This window comes from Paucisalibacillus globulus DSM 18846 (assembly GCF_000482485.1).
GTDB classification, from domain to species: Bacteria; Bacillota; Bacilli; order Bacillales; family Amphibacillaceae; genus Ornithinibacillus; species Ornithinibacillus globulus.
The window spans coordinates 213,185-228,426 of sequence record NZ_KI519437.1; the positions used below are offsets into that span (position 1 = coordinate 213,185).

The 15,242-nt window shown below is 35.3% G+C and carries 16 protein-coding genes; 2 read left to right on the plus strand and 14 right to left on the minus strand.

Features of this window, described 5'->3' with window-relative positions:
- Positions 1-17 precede the first annotated feature (17 nt).
- Positions 18-1,034 carry a YkvI family membrane protein gene (locus K332_RS0116460; protein WP_026908457.1) on the minus strand — a complete coding sequence of 339 codons (1,017 nt, stop codon included), beginning with the start codon at positions 1,032-1,034 and terminating at the stop codon, positions 18-20.
- Between the two features lie 161 nt (positions 1,035-1,195).
- On the opposite strand from K332_RS0116460, the gene yyaC reads away from it, so the two are divergent.
- Positions 1,196-1,813: a spore protease YyaC gene (gene yyaC / locus K332_RS0116465; RefSeq protein ID WP_026908458.1), complete on the plus strand. Its 618-nt coding sequence runs from the start codon at positions 1,196-1,198 to the stop codon at positions 1,811-1,813.
- Positions 1,814-1,844: 31 nt separating this feature from the next.
- Here the strand turns inward: yyaC and K332_RS0116470 are convergent, their stop codons facing one another.
- The 7 genes from K332_RS0116470 to mnmE form a co-directional block, all read right to left on the minus strand.
- Complete coding sequence (locus K332_RS0116470) at positions 1,845-2,549, minus strand: DUF554 domain-containing protein (protein WP_026908459.1); 705 nt, start codon at positions 2,547-2,549, stop codon at positions 1,845-1,847.
- A 682-nt stretch (positions 2,550-3,231) separates the two neighbouring features.
- Positions 3,232-4,068 (minus strand): ParB/RepB/Spo0J family partition protein, encoded by an 837-nt coding sequence (locus K332_RS0116475; RefSeq protein ID WP_026908460.1) that lies wholly within the window; start codon positions 4,066-4,068, stop codon positions 3,232-3,234.
- The gene (locus K332_RS0116480) at positions 4,049-4,822 is read right to left on the minus strand and encodes a ParA family protein (RefSeq protein ID WP_026908461.1); all 774 of its coding nucleotides are present in this window, start codon (positions 4,820-4,822) and stop codon (positions 4,049-4,051) included. The genes K332_RS0116475 and K332_RS0116480 overlap by 20 nt, the downstream gene beginning before the upstream one ends.
- 168 nt (positions 4,823-4,990) lie before the next feature.
- Positions 4,991-5,848, minus strand: coding sequence for a nucleoid occlusion protein (noc, locus tag K332_RS0116485; protein ID WP_026908462.1), 858 nt, complete (start codon positions 5,846-5,848; stop codon positions 4,991-4,993).
- A 319-nt stretch (positions 5,849-6,167) separates the two neighbouring features.
- Positions 6,168-6,884: a 16S rRNA (guanine(527)-N(7))-methyltransferase RsmG gene (gene rsmG, locus K332_RS0116490; RefSeq protein ID WP_026908463.1), complete on the minus strand. Its 717-nt coding sequence runs from the start codon at positions 6,882-6,884 to the stop codon at positions 6,168-6,170.
- An 80-nt stretch (positions 6,885-6,964) separates the two neighbouring features.
- Entirely contained in the window at positions 6,965-8,851 is a 1,887-nt protein-coding gene (gene mnmG, locus K332_RS0116495; protein ID WP_026908464.1) for a tRNA uridine-5-carboxymethylaminomethyl(34) synthesis enzyme MnmG, read from the minus strand.
- Between the two features lie 220 nt (positions 8,852-9,071).
- A complete protein-coding gene (gene mnmE / locus K332_RS0116505) occupies positions 9,072-10,451 on the minus strand; it encodes a tRNA uridine-5-carboxymethylaminomethyl(34) synthesis GTPase MnmE (RefSeq protein ID WP_026908465.1) in 1,380 nt (459 codons plus the stop codon).
- Positions 10,452-10,854: 403 nt separating this feature from the next.
- Between mnmE and K332_RS0116510 the strand changes: the two genes are divergently transcribed.
- Positions 10,855-12,021, plus strand: coding sequence for an MFS transporter (locus K332_RS0116510; protein ID WP_026908466.1), 1,167 nt, complete (start codon positions 10,855-10,857; stop codon positions 12,019-12,021).
- Positions 12,022-12,202: 181 nt separating this feature from the next.
- Here K332_RS0116510 and K332_RS0116515 read toward each other — a convergent pair whose 3' ends face one another.
- The 6 genes from K332_RS0116515 to rnpA all read right to left on the minus strand — a co-directional run bounded on the left by K332_RS0116515 (position 12,203) and on the right by rnpA (position 15,221).
- Positions 12,203-12,631: a HEAT repeat domain-containing protein gene (locus tag K332_RS0116515; RefSeq protein WP_026908467.1), complete on the minus strand. Its 429-nt coding sequence runs from the start codon at positions 12,629-12,631 to the stop codon at positions 12,203-12,205.
- Positions 12,632-12,799: 168 nt separating this feature from the next.
- Positions 12,800-13,015: a YozQ family protein gene (locus tag K332_RS0116520; RefSeq protein ID WP_026908468.1), complete on the minus strand. Its 216-nt coding sequence runs from the start codon at positions 13,013-13,015 to the stop codon at positions 12,800-12,802.
- 21 nt (positions 13,016-13,036) lie between these two features.
- Positions 13,037-13,288: a hypothetical protein gene (locus K332_RS0116525; RefSeq protein ID WP_026908469.1), complete on the minus strand. Its 252-nt coding sequence runs from the start codon at positions 13,286-13,288 to the stop codon at positions 13,037-13,039.
- A gap of 105 nt (positions 13,289-13,393) precedes the next feature.
- A complete protein-coding gene (gene jag, locus K332_RS0116530) occupies positions 13,394-14,008 on the minus strand; it encodes an RNA-binding cell elongation regulator Jag/EloR (protein WP_026908470.1) in 615 nt (204 codons plus the stop codon).
- A complete protein-coding gene (gene spoIIIJ / locus K332_RS0116535) occupies positions 14,005-14,766 on the minus strand; it encodes a YidC family membrane integrase SpoIIIJ (RefSeq protein WP_026908471.1) in 762 nt (253 codons plus the stop codon). Before spoIIIJ ends, jag begins: the two co-directional genes overlap by 4 nt.
- A 110-nt stretch (positions 14,767-14,876) precedes the next feature.
- Positions 14,877-15,221 (minus strand): ribonuclease P protein component, encoded by a 345-nt coding sequence (gene rnpA, locus K332_RS0116540; RefSeq protein ID WP_026908472.1) that lies wholly within the window; start codon positions 15,219-15,221, stop codon positions 14,877-14,879.
- Positions 15,222-15,242 lie beyond the last annotated feature (21 nt).

Sequence of the window (15,242 nt, forward strand, 5' to 3'; positions counted from 1 at the left end):
ATTTATTGAAAGATCCATTATTTGTCTGTTTTATACCACAATGGAAATAATAATAGTCTTGTAAGGACATATAAGTTCAGTAATCCATATAGTGGATATAAAATACTTATTAAGGTTGAAAAACCGAGTGTTGTTAATGGTATCATTGTAGCTAAAATAATGATGACAAGCAACCAAAATGGTATATTAAAGTAAGTAACTAGTCGGGTGGTTAGTCCCAAAACTCCCGATGCTGCAGTTGTATAGATTGCAAACCATAATAATACGGACATAAAAAGCACCATATGAAATGGATAATTGCTTAATATCGCAAAAAGGGGTATTTCAAACCCAAGGATTTCATCAGCAATTTGAATTAAGCTGTTATTATAAATATATGTAATGATACCTAATAATAGTCCACTTCCGACACTAGCTATCCAAATTTCAGTTTTTGATTTTATTTTATCCCCTATTGCTCCTAATACCGCAATTAATGGGAGAATATTAAGTGCTGTAAATGGAAAGGCAGCCATCCAATTATGTTGTTCATACCAATGTGAGAATAAGTTCAGGTTTTGATCATATGTAAAAGATAGTAGTACATACAACATGCCAATAATTAGTATTGGTAAAATTATTTGATTAATGTAAAGTAATCCACTGATGTCTCTTAAAAACAATATAAATAGCATAATAGCAATAAATGCAACTCCCCACCAGTATGGTAGATTAAATGCTTGTCCAGTTGCACCACTTCCAGAGAGCATAACGACAGTTGTTGTATATAAGTAAATAAAGATCATGACATCATATATCCCCGATAACTTTTTTCCTACTATTGCCCTTAACACCGGTCGATACTCTGTTGATGCTAATTTATAACTTATGGACATGATGATATACAGAGAAATGATAAAAAATATCATAAATAATGCGATAGCCAGTCCACTTCCATGCCCAAAAAACTCCCATAATTCTCTTCCTGATGCGTAGCCCGCTCCTATGGTTGTCCCAATTATAAGAAACATCCACTTAAATCCAGATTTCCACATATTTTCTCCTCCATTTATGTATCAGTGTGTAGAATATCGTTTTCTAATGTTTTTTGTTATGATTTATTAAACTTTTTACATTAAATTTTATATGGAACCTAACGTATAAAATTTATATTGAATCCGTATACTAATATCAATATGTTTGCGGAGGAGAACCTATGAATCTAAAGAGCCGTTTATCTCAAAATAGTGAATCAATCCGGATGTTACATACAGACCCAAATCTTTACAGAACAATGAGTGAACAGATTAGTTCTTGGTTTCCAAGAATACCAAAGGAATATGTTGTAGTATGTGTGGGAACAGATCGTTCAACAGGTGATGCATTGGGTCCTTTAATTGGAACATACTTATCAGATAAAAAATTAAGACATATGACTGTTTATGGCACATTACATGACCCTGTGCATGCTACAAACCTAGAAGATTATATTCGTTTAATACATACACAGCACAAAAATGCCTTTATAATAGCTATTGATGCATGTTTAGGGAAAACAAGTTCTGTAGGGCAGGTAATTGCGAGCGTTGGAGCTTTAAAGCCTGGAGCAGCCCTAAAAAAGCCATTACCACCTATCGGGGATATTCATGTAACAGGAGTTGTTAATATTAGTGGATTTATGGAATACTCTGTTCTGCAAAATACAAGACTTTCTATAGTGGTAGAGATGGCTAAAAACATTGCCAATATAATAGATATGATTGACCAACAGCTCACAGCAAGTCATGTTATCCCTGCTGTTTTGATGACTAACCTAAGGAAGAAACCAATATAAAAAGGACTGATTTAAAATCAGTCCTTTTAAATTAGATTAAATGATAAATATAATACACTAAACCTACTGTCACAATAGATGGTAATAGATTTCCAATTCTTATTTGGACAACCTTCAACATATTTAGTCCTATTGCGACAATTAGAAGTCCACCTACCGCAGTCAATTCAACAATAAGTCCATTTAAAAAAGCATCTGGAATCCATCGTTCAATTTGCGTAGCAAGTAATGTAATTGAACCCTGATATAGTAATACTGGAATGACAGATAATAGTACTCCAATGCCTAATGTTGTTGTTAATACCAATGCAGTGAAACCATCCAAAATTCCTTTTGTAATTAACACTTCGTGATCACCACGTATTCCGCTATCCAACGCACCTATTATAGCCATTGCCCCTACTACGAAGATAAGCGATGCTGTCACAAACCCCTGGGAGAATGAATCATTACTTGCACTAGTTTTGAATTTACTTCCGACCCAATTTCCAAATAGATTAAGCTTTCTCTCTACATCTAAAAGTTCACCTATAATCGCACCAGATAACAAGCTTAATAGAACGACAATAATCACTTGTGTTGAAAACGCCATTTGTAATCCAATTAATACCACAGCTAATCCAATTCCATGCATTACCGTTTCTTTATATCGCTCTGGAATTTTGGTAAACAACAAACCAAGTAGACTTCCAACAATAATTAAACCACCATTAACTAACGTCCCAAATAAAGCCATATGTATAAACCCTCTCTCTAGACGAAACTCTACTTCACTGCCATTTTTAATACTATGTTGGCTGTCTTAGTATTGTTTATTGCTTTTTTGCACTTTTGATGGAAACTGCGCAGTAACTATACTTAGGATTTTAAGTTGAGCATTAAACTCCGCTTTCCGCGTGTGGCTGGTGAGCCTCCTCATGCTACACACTGTGGGGGCTCACCTATGCCTATCCTCCCGCAGGAGTCTCCCTGTATTTCCTACGCTGGTAGTGAATGAGAGTTTTTGTACTTAATTACTGAAAATATATGTTACAAACAATCCGTAAATTGGAAACTCTAATTAGCGCAGGCAGAATACAGAAACTTCTGCGGGAACAGCACGTGTCCAAAGACCCCGCAACGGTGGTTTTTCCGAGAGGAGGCTGAGGCCGTGCCCGCGAAAAGCGTAGTATTTTGCCTGAGCGGTATTATATCACTTAATCCATAAAGACTTGGAAGGAATTAAAAGTAGTTACTGCACAGTTTATACAAATGATGTAATTTACAACAACCCTTTACCTAATAGCTAAAATGTTTCACGTGAAACATTTATAATTTTATTTAATAGTACTATGTATTTCGTGCTTTTGTCCATATTATTTAATCAAAAAAGGACTGGTGAAATCAGTGTCTCACAGTCCTTTTTTAATCGTATTAAATTATCTTTCTAAAGCTTCAATGATTCGGTCTAAATCATCATCTGTATAAAATTCAATTTCAATCTTACCTTTTCTTTTACCACGTTGAATGGAAACAGCTGTACCAAGTTTTTCTCGTAAAACCGACTCTCTTTCCTGTAAAAAGATATCTTTTTTGGGTTTTAGCTTTTTCTTAACCGGCTTCTCATTGAGTATTATGATTAGCTTTTCTACTTGCCTAACATTCAATTTTTCATTACGGATTTTATTAACTAAAGGTATTATTTTATCCTTATCCTTTAACCCAAGTAATGTTCTTCCATGACCCATGGATAACTCTCCATTATTGATATAAGATATAACTTGGTCTGGTAATCCAAGAAGTCGTACCATGTTTGCAATATGAGATCGACTTTTTCCGAGACGCTTTGATAGCTCTTCTTGCGTTATATTTAATTCTTTCATTAAATTAGCATATGCCTGTCCCTCTTCAATCGGTGACAAGTCTTCTCGTTGAAGGTTTTCAAGTAATGCTAATTCCATCATCTTTTCATCGGTAAGTTCTTTTACTATTGCAGGAACAGTTGATAATCCAGCCTCTTTCGCAGCACGAAAACGTCTTTCTCCTACAACAATTTCATAGCCTTTAATACTTTTTCGTACAATTAAAGGTTGTATTATACCAAATTCCAATATAGATTCCTTTAATTCTTCAATAGAATCAGTGTTAAAAGTCTTTCTTGGCTGATAAGGATTCGGTCTACACTCCTTAATCGGCAATTGTTGAACAATATCATCATCTTTTTCCTTAATTTCAGGAAAAAATGCATCTAAACCTCTACCCAACCCTCGTGCCATTCGCCATCACTTCCTTCGCCAACTCAAGATATACTTCTGCACCTTTAGACTTTGGATCATATGTGATTATTGGTTGCCCATGACTTGGTGCTTCTCCTAATCGAACATTTCTAGGAATAATAGAATTATAAACCTTATCTTGGAAGTACTTTTTAACCTCTTCAATTACTTGAATACCTAGATTTGTTCTAGCATCAAGCATTGTTAGAAGTACTCCTTCTATCATCAATTCTTTATTTAAATGTTTTTGTACTAAACGGATTGTGTTTAGTAGCTGACTAAGTCCTTCAAGCGCGTAGTATTCACATTGTACTGGGATTAGAACTGTATCTGAAGCGGTTAATGCATTTAGAGTTAAAAGACCAAGTGAAGGTGGACAATCTATAATTATATAGTCATAGTAATCTCGTAATTCATCTAAAGCCTTTTTCAATCTAATTTCGCGTGAAATAGTCGGTACCAATTCAATTTCTGCTCCAGCAAGTTGAATAGTTGCAGGAATAATATCTAGATTATTGACAGTAGTTGGTACACAAACCTCACCAGCTGGTAAGTCTTCTACTAAAACATTATATACACATTGATTCATATCTGCCTTATTTATACCAACCCCACTGGTTGCATTTCCTTGTGGGTCTATATCTACTAATAATACTTTGTTTCCTAAGTATGCCAAGCAAGCACTTAGATTAACTGATGAAGTTGTCTTCCCTACGCCACCCTTTTGATTGGCGATAGACATAATCTTCCCCATGGTTTCACCTACCTAAAACAATATACTTTATATTTTATCACTTTTTTTGATATAAAAACTATTAAATTCACCTTTTTTATTAAAATGAAATATTTCTTGTACATAATTCAATAAACGAAGCATGTTTAGCACATAAAAATCCCCATCTATTACGAGATGGGGCAATAATTATTTCTTTTTAGGAATTTTAATTGTGATTTGGTAGTAATCGTCAAGATCCTGTTCATCTGACTCAATATCAATGCCTGTATCAGATACCATACTCAAAGATTGCCTAATCGTATTCATTGCAATACGAATATCTTTATTAACACCCTTTAATTTAGGTTTCTTTTTCTTAGGCTTTTCTTGATCGCTCATTAGTTTATTGATTCGTTCTTCAGTCTGTTTTACATTTAATTCATGCTCAATGATTTCTTGAAGGAGCTTCAATTGAGCCTCTTCTTCTTTTAATTTAATTAATGCCCTAGCGTGTCTCTCTGTAATATGCTTCTGTAATAATGCCTCTTGAATCTGTTCCGGTAACTTTAATAACCGAAGTTTATTAGCAATAGTTGATTGGTTTTTCCCCAATCGTTGTGCTAAGGCCTCTTGCGTTAATCCTTGTAACTCTAGTAATTTTGCATATGCAACTGCCTCTTCGATAACAGTTAATTCTTCACGTTGTAAGTTTTCTATTAGAGCAACTGAGGCGGTCTGTGTATCATTCATCTCTCGAATGATTGCAGAAACATTCTCCCAACCAAGCAACTGAACAGCGCGCCATCTGCGTTCTCCTGCAATAATTTCAAAGTTACCATCTTCTACTTTTCGTACTACTATTGGTTGAATAATACCATGAGTATTAATGGTCTTTGCAAGTTCTTCTATCTTTTCTTCATTGAATACAGATCTTGGCTGATACCTATTTGGCTGAATTTGATTTACTGGAAGTTGCATTACTTCATCTGGATGATAGGTCTCCTCTTCAACTACTTCGTTATCCTTTTCCCCGATTCCAAATATCCGGTTAAATGGACTCACCATCAGCAGACACCACCTTTATTGTTATAAGATAGATTGATAGTTTTTCTCTTTATAAACCTATAATTATCTCTTATTCATAGACAATGTTTCACGTGAAACATTTATTAAAAATGATATGTAGATTACAATCATATCAACACTCATAATCCATTATAGTTTACCACAAAATTGGCACTAAGCCTATTTTATCATAATCCAATGCTCTTGGACATGTGGTAATTACTAAATCGACAAAAAAACAGGAAATATGATAAATTTCCTGTTTAAAATGTATAGGTTAAAGCAGTTTTTTTCACACCATTAGTAAATTCCTTTACCATTATTCAATCGGCTCTTTATTCGGGGTACCTGGCTTTCTAGGATATTTCTTAGGTGTTTGTCTTTTCTTTCTTACTAAAACAATTGAACGTTCACTATTTTCTTCTGGTAACGTAAATGTATTGGAGGATTCAATTTCTCCCCCTAAAACCTCTATCGCTGTTTTTCCCGTCTCTAACTCTTCTGTTGCTTGTGCACCCTTCATGGCAATGAAAACACCATTCTTCTTAACTAAAGGTATACATAGCTCACTTAAAACAGACATTCTTGCTACTGCCCTTGCCATTACGGTATCAAATGACTCTCGAAACTTCGTATTTTTTCCAAATGTCTCTGCCCGATCATGGTAGAAAGCAACATCTGTTAATTCAAGCTGTGTCGCAAGATGATTTAGAAAACCAATCCTTTTTTGAAGTGAATCTACAATGGTTACTTTAATATTTGGGAAACATATTTTTAAAGGAATACTTGGAAAGCCAGCACCAGCGCCTACATCACAAATATGTTGTTCTATCGTAAAGTCGTGGTAAAAGGATGCAGAGATGGAATCATAGAAATGCTTTAAATACACATCTTCTTCGTTAGTTAATGCGGTTAAATTGATCTTATCATTCCATTGTACTAACGTCTTAAAATATGTGTCAAACTGTTTCATCTGTTTTTCAGTTAATAGTATCCCTTGCTTTTCTAAAGCTTGGACAAATTGGCTTGGATTCATTGATATAACTCCTTTATACATTATGTAGAGAAGGTCAGACTCCTATTCAGGAGACTGACCCTTATATTTATATTTTGTATTTAGTTGGCAAGTTTAGCTATTCTTCCATGTTCGATATACACTAACAAAATAGAAATATCAGCTGGATTTACGCCTGAGATACGTGAAGCTTGACCAACGGATAACGGTTGAACCAATTTCAACTTTTGCCTTGCTTCCGTTGCAAGACCACTAATTGCCTCATAGTCAATGTCCTCTGGAATCTTTTTATCTTCCATTTTAAGCATGCGTTCTACTTGTTCATTCGCTTTTTTAATATACCCCTCATACTTAATTTGTATTTCTACTTGTTCTTTTACATCAGTAGGAAGGTTTTCTACTTTCTCTATGACGGATTCAATTGAACTATAGTTTAATTCTGGACGTTTTAGTAAATCATAAGCTTTCATAGGCTCTTTAAGTGGGGTTGCATTTGCTCCCTCTAACATACGTTGAACTTCTGGTGTTGGTTTAATTGAAATTTTACGTAAACGTTTTTTCTCGTCTTCTACTAATTGTTTCTTCATGTCAAACGCTTGATAACGTTCTTCTGAAATTAAGCCTAATTGATAACCAATATCTGTTAAACGCAAATCTGCATTATCATGACGTAATAATAAACGGTATTCTGCTCGTGATGTTAAGAGACGATAAGGTTCTTTTGTACCTTTTGTTACTAAATCATCTATTAATACACCAATATAAGCTTGAGAACGGTCTAAAATAACTGGATCTTTCCCAAGAACTTTTGCAGCAGCGTTAATTCCTGCCATAATTCCTTGTGCAGCCGCTTCTTCATATCCTGACGTACCATTAATCTGACCTGCACTAAATAGTCCAGGAATTTCTTTTAATTCAAGTGTTGGCCAAAGTTGTGTTGGAACGATAGAATCATATTCAATCGCATAACCAGGGCGCATTATTTCAGCATTTTCTAACCCTGGAACAGAACGAACAATTTCATGTTGAACCGATTCTGGTAATGAAGTAGATAGACCTTGCACATAAACTTCTTCCGTATCTCTTCCTTCTGGTTCAAGGAAAACCTGATGACGAGGCTTATCATGGAACCGAACAATTTTATCCTCAATCGATGGACAATAACGAGGACCAGTACCACGTTTTGCACCAGAATACATTGCTGAAAGTCCTAAATTGTCATTAATTACTTGATGAGTAAATTCATTCGTATAGGTTAACCAACAAGGTATTTGATCCATAATAAATTCTTTTGTTTCATAAGAAAACCCTTGAGGCTTATCGTCTCCTGGTTGAATTTCAGTCTTAGAGTAATCAATCGTATGACTATTAACACGTGGTGGTGTACCAGTCTTGAATCGAATTAATTCTATGCCTAGCTTCTCAAGGTTTTCAGATAATTTAAGGGAAGGACGTTGGTTATTAGGCCCACTTTCATACTCTAAATCGCCCATTAGAACTTTACCACGCATGAACGTTCCAGTTGTTATAATAACTGTTTCTGCCCGGTATGCTGCCCCAGTTTCTGTAATAACACCTTTACATACACCATTTTCGACAATAAGTTCATCTACCATACCTTGACGAAGGGTAAGATTTTCTTGGTTTTCTAGAACTTGTTTCATTTCTTTTATATAAACAGGCTTATCTGCTTGTGCTCGTAATGCTTGAACCGCAGGGCCTTTTCCTGTGTTTAGCATACGCATTTGAATATAAGACTTATCAATTGTCTTAGCCATTTCCCCACCTAAGGCATCAATTTCACGAACAACGATCCCTTTAGCCGGACCACCAATTGATGGATTACATGGCATAAAAGCAATCATATCCAGGTTCAAGCTAAGCATTAATGTCTTAACACCCATTCTCGCCGCAGCAAGACCAGCCTCAACACCAGCATGCCCCGCACCGATAACAATCGTATCATAACGCCCCGCATCATATACCATACTATTCATTCCTTTCTTCTTTATATAATTTATAGTGCTTATTGCATTTTATTTTGTAAAAGGTAAATATTATCATCACTCTGAGCGGCCCGAATACAAGGAGACTCCTATGGGAGGACAGGCATCGGTGAGACCCCACAGTGCGAAGCACGAGGAGGCTCAGCAGCCGCCCATGGAAAGCGGAGTGTATTCGGGCCGCGGTTTTGGCCAGAAAGCTATTTTACTTGCCTAAACAGAACTGTGAAAATAGCTGGTCGATTAAACTATCGCTAGCAGTATCGCCAATAATCTCGCCTAAAAACTCCCACGTTCTTGTTACATCTATTTGTACAATATCAAGTGGCATTCCCATATCAAGGGAATCCATCGCATCTTCTAAAGCCTGCTTTGCTTGTTTTAATAATTGAATATGTCTAGCATTGGAGACATAGGTTAAATCAACAGAATCAATTTCACCAGCAAAGAAAGAATCCGCAATAGCCGATTCCAATTCACCAATTCCCTCCTCTTTTAATAAAGAAGTGGAAACGATTCTTTTATCTTCTACTAAATCTCTTACTTTTTCAACATCTAATTTTTGGTTTAAATCTGTTTTATTAATAATAACAATGTATTCAAGACCTTTTACAACTTCGAGTAGCCGTAAATCCTCTTCTGTTAACTCTTCATTATTATTTAAGACAAGTAAAATTAAATCTGCTTCTTTTAATGCTTGTCGGGATCTCTCCACCCCAATTCGTTCCACAACATCTTCCGTTTCACGAATACCCGCAGTATCAATCAAGCGTAATGGAATACCTCTTACATTCACGTATTCCTCAATAATATCCCTTGTTGTACCAGGGATATCTGTAACAATTGCTTTATTCTCTTGTACTAATGCATTTAGTAGTGAAGACTTTCCAACATTTGGACGTCCAATAATAGCAGTTGCAATTCCCTCACGCAATATTTTTCCTTGCTTTGCTACACTTAACAGTTCCTCAATTTCCGCATGAACTTCTTTCGTTTTTACACGCATCATTTCATGTGACATTTCTTCCACATCATCATATTCTGGGTAATCAATATTAACCTCAACGTGCGCAACTGTTTCTAAAAGAGACTGTCGATACTTTTTTATTAACGATGACAGACGACCATCCATTTGCTTTAAAGCAACATTCATTGCTTTATCTGTCTTTGCACGTATTAGGTCCATTACCGCTTCTGCTTGGGATAGATCAATTCTTCCATTTAAAAAAGCACGTTTTGTAAATTCACCAGGTTCTGCTAGTCGTGCACCTTGGTTTAAAACAATCTCGAGTACTCGATTAACAGATACAAGTCCACCATGGCAATTGATTTCTACTACATCTTCACGTGTAAATGTCTTTGGACCACGCATGACCGTCACCATTACTTCTTCTGCTACTTCATTCGTTTCCGGATCAATAATCTTTCCATAATGAATGGTATGGGACTCCACCTCTTGCAAATCTTTCCCTTTATATATCTTTGAAGTTATTTCAATCGCATCACTTCCACTTAAACGTACAATCGAAATTGCTCCCTCACCTATTGGGGTAGATATTGCAGTAATCGTTTCTGTATCAAACATTCTTTTCACCTCCACTATCATTTTTCAATCTATATATAATGACAATTTTTTATCCACATTTTATTAGCAACGATTTTTTTCCGTCACTAACTTAATAGAATAACACAATTTCTAGCAAAAATAAACTTATCCACAACACAAAAATACCTTTTTATTTTTATAACTTATTAACATGTGGATAAGTTTACACATGTAAACTTTTTTGTTTATCCACAATACTATTCCCCATATTGAACTTTAAACCATTAATGCTTCCATAAAATAGTAGAGCGTTTATTGAAGTAACGAGAAAATGCACTGTCAATTTCCGATTTTTGGTATAATGTAAGATGCTAACTAAAAATCACACAGACTTTGTTTTATCGTCTGAATCGTATACTGATGCAAATAATGGAGGCAATCTGTGCGTAATTTAACTTTTCTATTCATAATTTATGCAACTTATATCAGTTTAGGTTTACCTGATTCTCTTTTAGGAGTGGCTTGGCCAAAGATGGTGGGAGAATTTCATGTTGCATACAGTGCAGTTGGGATAATTTCAATGACAATTGCAATTTGTACGGTGATATCTAGTTTACAAACTATCCGAATCACTCAAAAAATAGGAACGGGCAAGTTGATATTAGGCAGTGTATTACTTACTTCGATTGGATTAATCGGATTTGCGCTTACACAAAATTTCTTTTTATTAATAGTTGCAGCACTTCCTTTAGGTTTTGGATCTGGTGCTATTGACACCTCAGTGAACGACTATGTGGCAGCCAACTTAAAGGCACATCATATGAACTGGTTGCATGCTTTTTGGGGAGTTGGGGCAACGTTAGGGCCAATTATTATGGGGGTTGTTTTAAATAACCACTTTTCTTGGCGAAATGGTTATTTAATTATTGGTAGCATTCAGCTGACATTAGTTTTTTTACTCCTATTTTCCCTCCCACTGTGGAAGAAAAATGAACAAAAAACATCTAAAAAATCTGATGAAAGTACCGTGTCCTTTCGATCTGTATGGAAACAAACAGGTGTTGTATTATCACTCGTATCTTTTGTGTTTTATGTTGGTTTAGAAGGAACCATTTTTTTGTGGGGGAGCAGTTATTTAATTGAACTGAAGTCGTTGTCTGCCGCAACCGCTAGTTTTATAGTATCCATATTCTTTGCAAGTATAACGGTAGGAAGGATTTTTTCCGGATTTATTACCTTTTGGCTAACTAACCAAAAGTTGTTGATATTTAGTCAAATCACCCTTCTAATAGGAATTATCACCGTTGCTATTGGAAAAGGAAGCATGCTGTACGCTGGATTTTTACTAATTGGTCTTGGTTGTGCCGCAATCTTTCCAACCATGATGCACGAAACCCCTAGAAGGTTTGGAGAAAGGAACTCGGGTGCAATTATTGGGTTACAAGTAGCTTTTGGTTATGTTGGTATTACCATATTCCCTCCGTTATTAGGAGTAGTGTTTCAACGTTTCCATATGAGTCTATTTCCAATCTCTTTAGTTATTTTTGTTCTCATTCTGTTTGGAGCAACTATAGCTATTGAAAAGAGTAAAAATGTAAAAAAAATATAAGTTGGTAAATTTAATAACCTTTACAAAAAGAATGGCTGCTTTTATAGCATAGGTAAATGTATAGAAAGGGGTACAGAGAAAAAACTTCTCTATACCCCTTTCACTTTTCTATAACATGTTCAAGCCAACCCCTCGACTATCGAGAGAATGACCGTTTAACTTATAATCATCAATCTACTGATTATAGTTTTACCCAACGTTCCTCTAACCAGTCCATGAATTGTTTACCTTTGTCACCTTCATACGCATCAAAGACATCTAAACGCATACGCTTTAGCTTATCAGCAAAGTCTACCACAGTGTGATTTTCCGGTAAGCTTTTTTTCACGCGTAGGAAAATCTTATCTGTACCTTTAATAATATCAAATCGTGCAGGTGCTGGTTTCTCTTCTTCCTCACCAAACGCTACAAGTGCCTCATAAGCTGCTAGCTGCACCTTATAGACTTTATCATGCTGCATACGATTTCTTAATAAATCGACAACTTTGTCGTGTTGAAAAGCTGATAACTTCTCAACTGCGTCCAAACGCTCTCGCCAGCTAGACGTATAATTGGCCTGTTTTTTTAATGCTTCGTATTGCTCTGGTAATACTGTTTCAAACTGTTTCAAGTCATTGCACCTCTTTTTTTAACTAGAGGAAAAACGAATTCTTCTTCTGCTTCACTTATTATACGTTGTTTGGGTAGAAAAAGCGATGAATCGCCGATGCGAAACAATATAATATAGATAAAATCTTAAACCTCAATAGCAGGACACGAAATTATACTTTATCATAGTCTATTCTTTTATATCTTCGCCATGATAAGTTCTTAACTCGCCCTGTTCATCTAACTGATCTAGTTTTGCATCAACGGTCCCCTCCGTATAGGCATCTGTCGCCTGTTCATGAGTTGTTGCTAAACCTTTTTCAACTAGATTACTACTTTTGTATCCAGCAGCATCGTAGTTCATTTCTGCCACTTCATTTGAATTCGTTCTTTTGTTTTTATCCATCATTCTCACCTTTCTTTCTAGCTAATTTATTTTTCCTAATATACTTTCTACATCCGTTAGAAGGTCTTTAATATCTCTTACACTTAACAATAATGGTATTTGATCATTAACCGTTATCGTGCATGAATCCGTCTGTGCACCTAAATATGCTGCCATTTTCATTAATTGATTAACAGATAATGAGGATCCAGTGGTTATATTTTTAACCTGGGTTAAGTAAAATCCCTTATGTTCTATTTCTCCTTCAAAAACTGCCCCATAAAACTGTTCCACTGAACACTCCCCTTTACATACACATTATTAGTTATTATGGAACTTATAGTTAAAATCATACAAAAAACCTCTGGTTGATTTAACCAGAGGCTTCATTTATTTCGATTATGGTTTTATAACTACGTGACGGTGTGGCTCTACTCCGTCAGAATAAGTGGAAACATCTTCTTTATCCTGTAAGACACTATGAATTATTTTTCGTTCATAAGCTGGCATTGGTTCTAATGCGACCTTCTTATTCATTCGCTTAGCCTTTTCAGCCATTCGTAATGCTAGACCTTCTAGAGTTTCCTTACGGCGACCTCTATAGCCTTCAGCATCTATTGTAACGGTATAATATTTATTTCCTTCTTTATTGACTACTAGATGTGTTAAATACTGTAATGCATTTAACGTTTGCCCACGTTTTCCAATTAATAACGCGATCTTTTCTCCAGCTAAATCAAAGGTTACATGCTTATCTTCTACAGCAGTTGTCACCTCAACATCTACATTCATGTTTTTGACAACATCTAGGATAAACTTTTCTGCTTCTTTGATTGGATTCTTAGCCAACGTTACCTTTACAATTGCTCGTTTGGCTCCGAATACTCCTAGAATCCCTTTTTTACCTTCATCAATAATCGTAACTTGTACTTGGTCCCTGGATGTGTTTAACTGCTCTAGTGCTGATTGGACCGCTTCATCAACTGTTTGTCCGGTAGCAGTTACTTCTCTCACTTTTTGTCTCCTCCAGTATTATCTTTCATCATTGGTTTACGAATAAAGATCGTTTGTGCAATCATAAATAGGTTACCAATGACCCAGTATAGTGCTAATGCAGCTGGGAACATAAACGCAAATACAGTAATCATAATTGGCATCATATACAGCATTACTGTCATTTGTGGGTTATTTGCTGCTGGACTTCCACCCATCATTAATTTTTGTTGCAAGAAAGTTGTTACCCCTGCGATAAATGGAAGAATAAAGTCTTTTTCATCTAATGGGAACCATAAGAATGAATGACCATCAATTGCATCCGTACGCATAATTGCATGATAAATTCCAAGTAAAATTGGCATTTGAACAAAGATCGGTAAACATCCTGCAAGTGGATTTACACCATGCTTTTGGAATAATGCCATCGTTTCCTGCTGTAATTTTTGCTGTGTATTAGCATCTTTTGAGCTATATTTTGCCTGCAATTCTTTTAATTCAGGCTGAATATCTTGCATTGCTTTTGAACTTTTTAATTGCTTAATATTAAGTGGAAGTAATAAAGTACGAATGATTACTGTCACCAAAATAATAGCTAGTCCAAAGTTTTCATTAAATAAATCAGCGAAATAAATGATTAACCATGATAACGGATATACGAAATATTCATTCCAAATTCCTTCACTTTCCGGTGTGATTGGTTCTTTAATTTCAGTACAACCTGATAAGAAAACAACCAATCCTATTAGTAACACTATTAAAAATAACTTCTTACGCAAATCCTTTTCCTCCTAACTAGTCCAAACGAAAAAAATCGCTTTCACTAAAAGACGTATATAACACATATTTTACAATAAACACTCGCTAGATTCTATTCTTATCTCAAACTTTACCTTTTATTTAATAGTCTTTCTTTCGACAATAAATGGGTTAAGCTCTTTTTTACTTCAAAGAATTCCAAATCCTTCGTAGGCTGTCTAGCAATAATGATAAAATCATAAGTTGGCTTAATATCCTTTTCTAATTCATGAAATGCCTGACGAATATATCTTTTAATCCTATTTCTTACCACAGCATTTCCAATCTTTTTGCTAACGGATAAGCCCACTCTAAAATGATTTTGATTTTCTTTCTTCATATAATAAATAACTAACTGCCTGTTCGCAAAGGACTTCCCTTTTTTAAAGATACCTTGAAATTCCTTATTATCTTTCACACGAAATTCTTTCTTCATCATTGATCACCTGTCGCGATT

Coding starts and splice junctions, on each gene's coding strand:
- rnpA (WP_026908472.1), bottom strand. CDS start 15,221: ATGAAGAAAGAATTTCGTGTGAAAGATAATAAGGAATTTCAAGGTATC.
- K332_RS0116480 (WP_026908461.1), bottom strand. CDS start 4,822: ATGGGGAAGATTATGTCTATCGCCAATCAAAAGGGTGGCGTAGGGAAG.
- K332_RS0116470 (WP_026908459.1), bottom strand. CDS start 2,549: ATGGCTTTATTTGGGACGTTAGTTAATGGTGGTTTAATTATTGTTGGA.
- K332_RS0116520 (WP_026908468.1), bottom strand. CDS start 13,015: ATGGATAAAAACAAAAGAACGAATTCAAATGAAGTGGCAGAAATGAAC.
- noc (WP_026908462.1), bottom strand. CDS start 5,848: ATGGTGAGTCCATTTAACCGGATATTTGGAATCGGGGAAAAGGATAAC.
- yyaC (WP_026908458.1), top strand. CDS start 1,196: ATGAATCTAAAGAGCCGTTTATCTCAAAATAGTGAATCAATCCGGATG.
- K332_RS0116460 (WP_026908457.1), bottom strand. CDS start 1,034: ATGTGGAAATCTGGATTTAAGTGGATGTTTCTTATAATTGGGACAACC.
- rsmG (WP_026908463.1), bottom strand. CDS start 6,884: ATGAATCCAAGCCAATTTGTCCAAGCTTTAGAAAAGCAAGGGATACTA.
- K332_RS0116475 (WP_026908460.1), bottom strand. CDS start 4,068: ATGGCACGAGGGTTGGGTAGAGGTTTAGATGCATTTTTTCCTGAAATT.
- mnmE (WP_026908465.1), bottom strand. CDS start 10,451: ATGTTTGATACAGAAACGATTACTGCAATATCTACCCCAATAGGTGAG.
- mnmG (WP_026908464.1), bottom strand. CDS start 8,851: ATGGTATATGATGCGGGGCGTTATGATACGATTGTTATCGGTGCGGGG.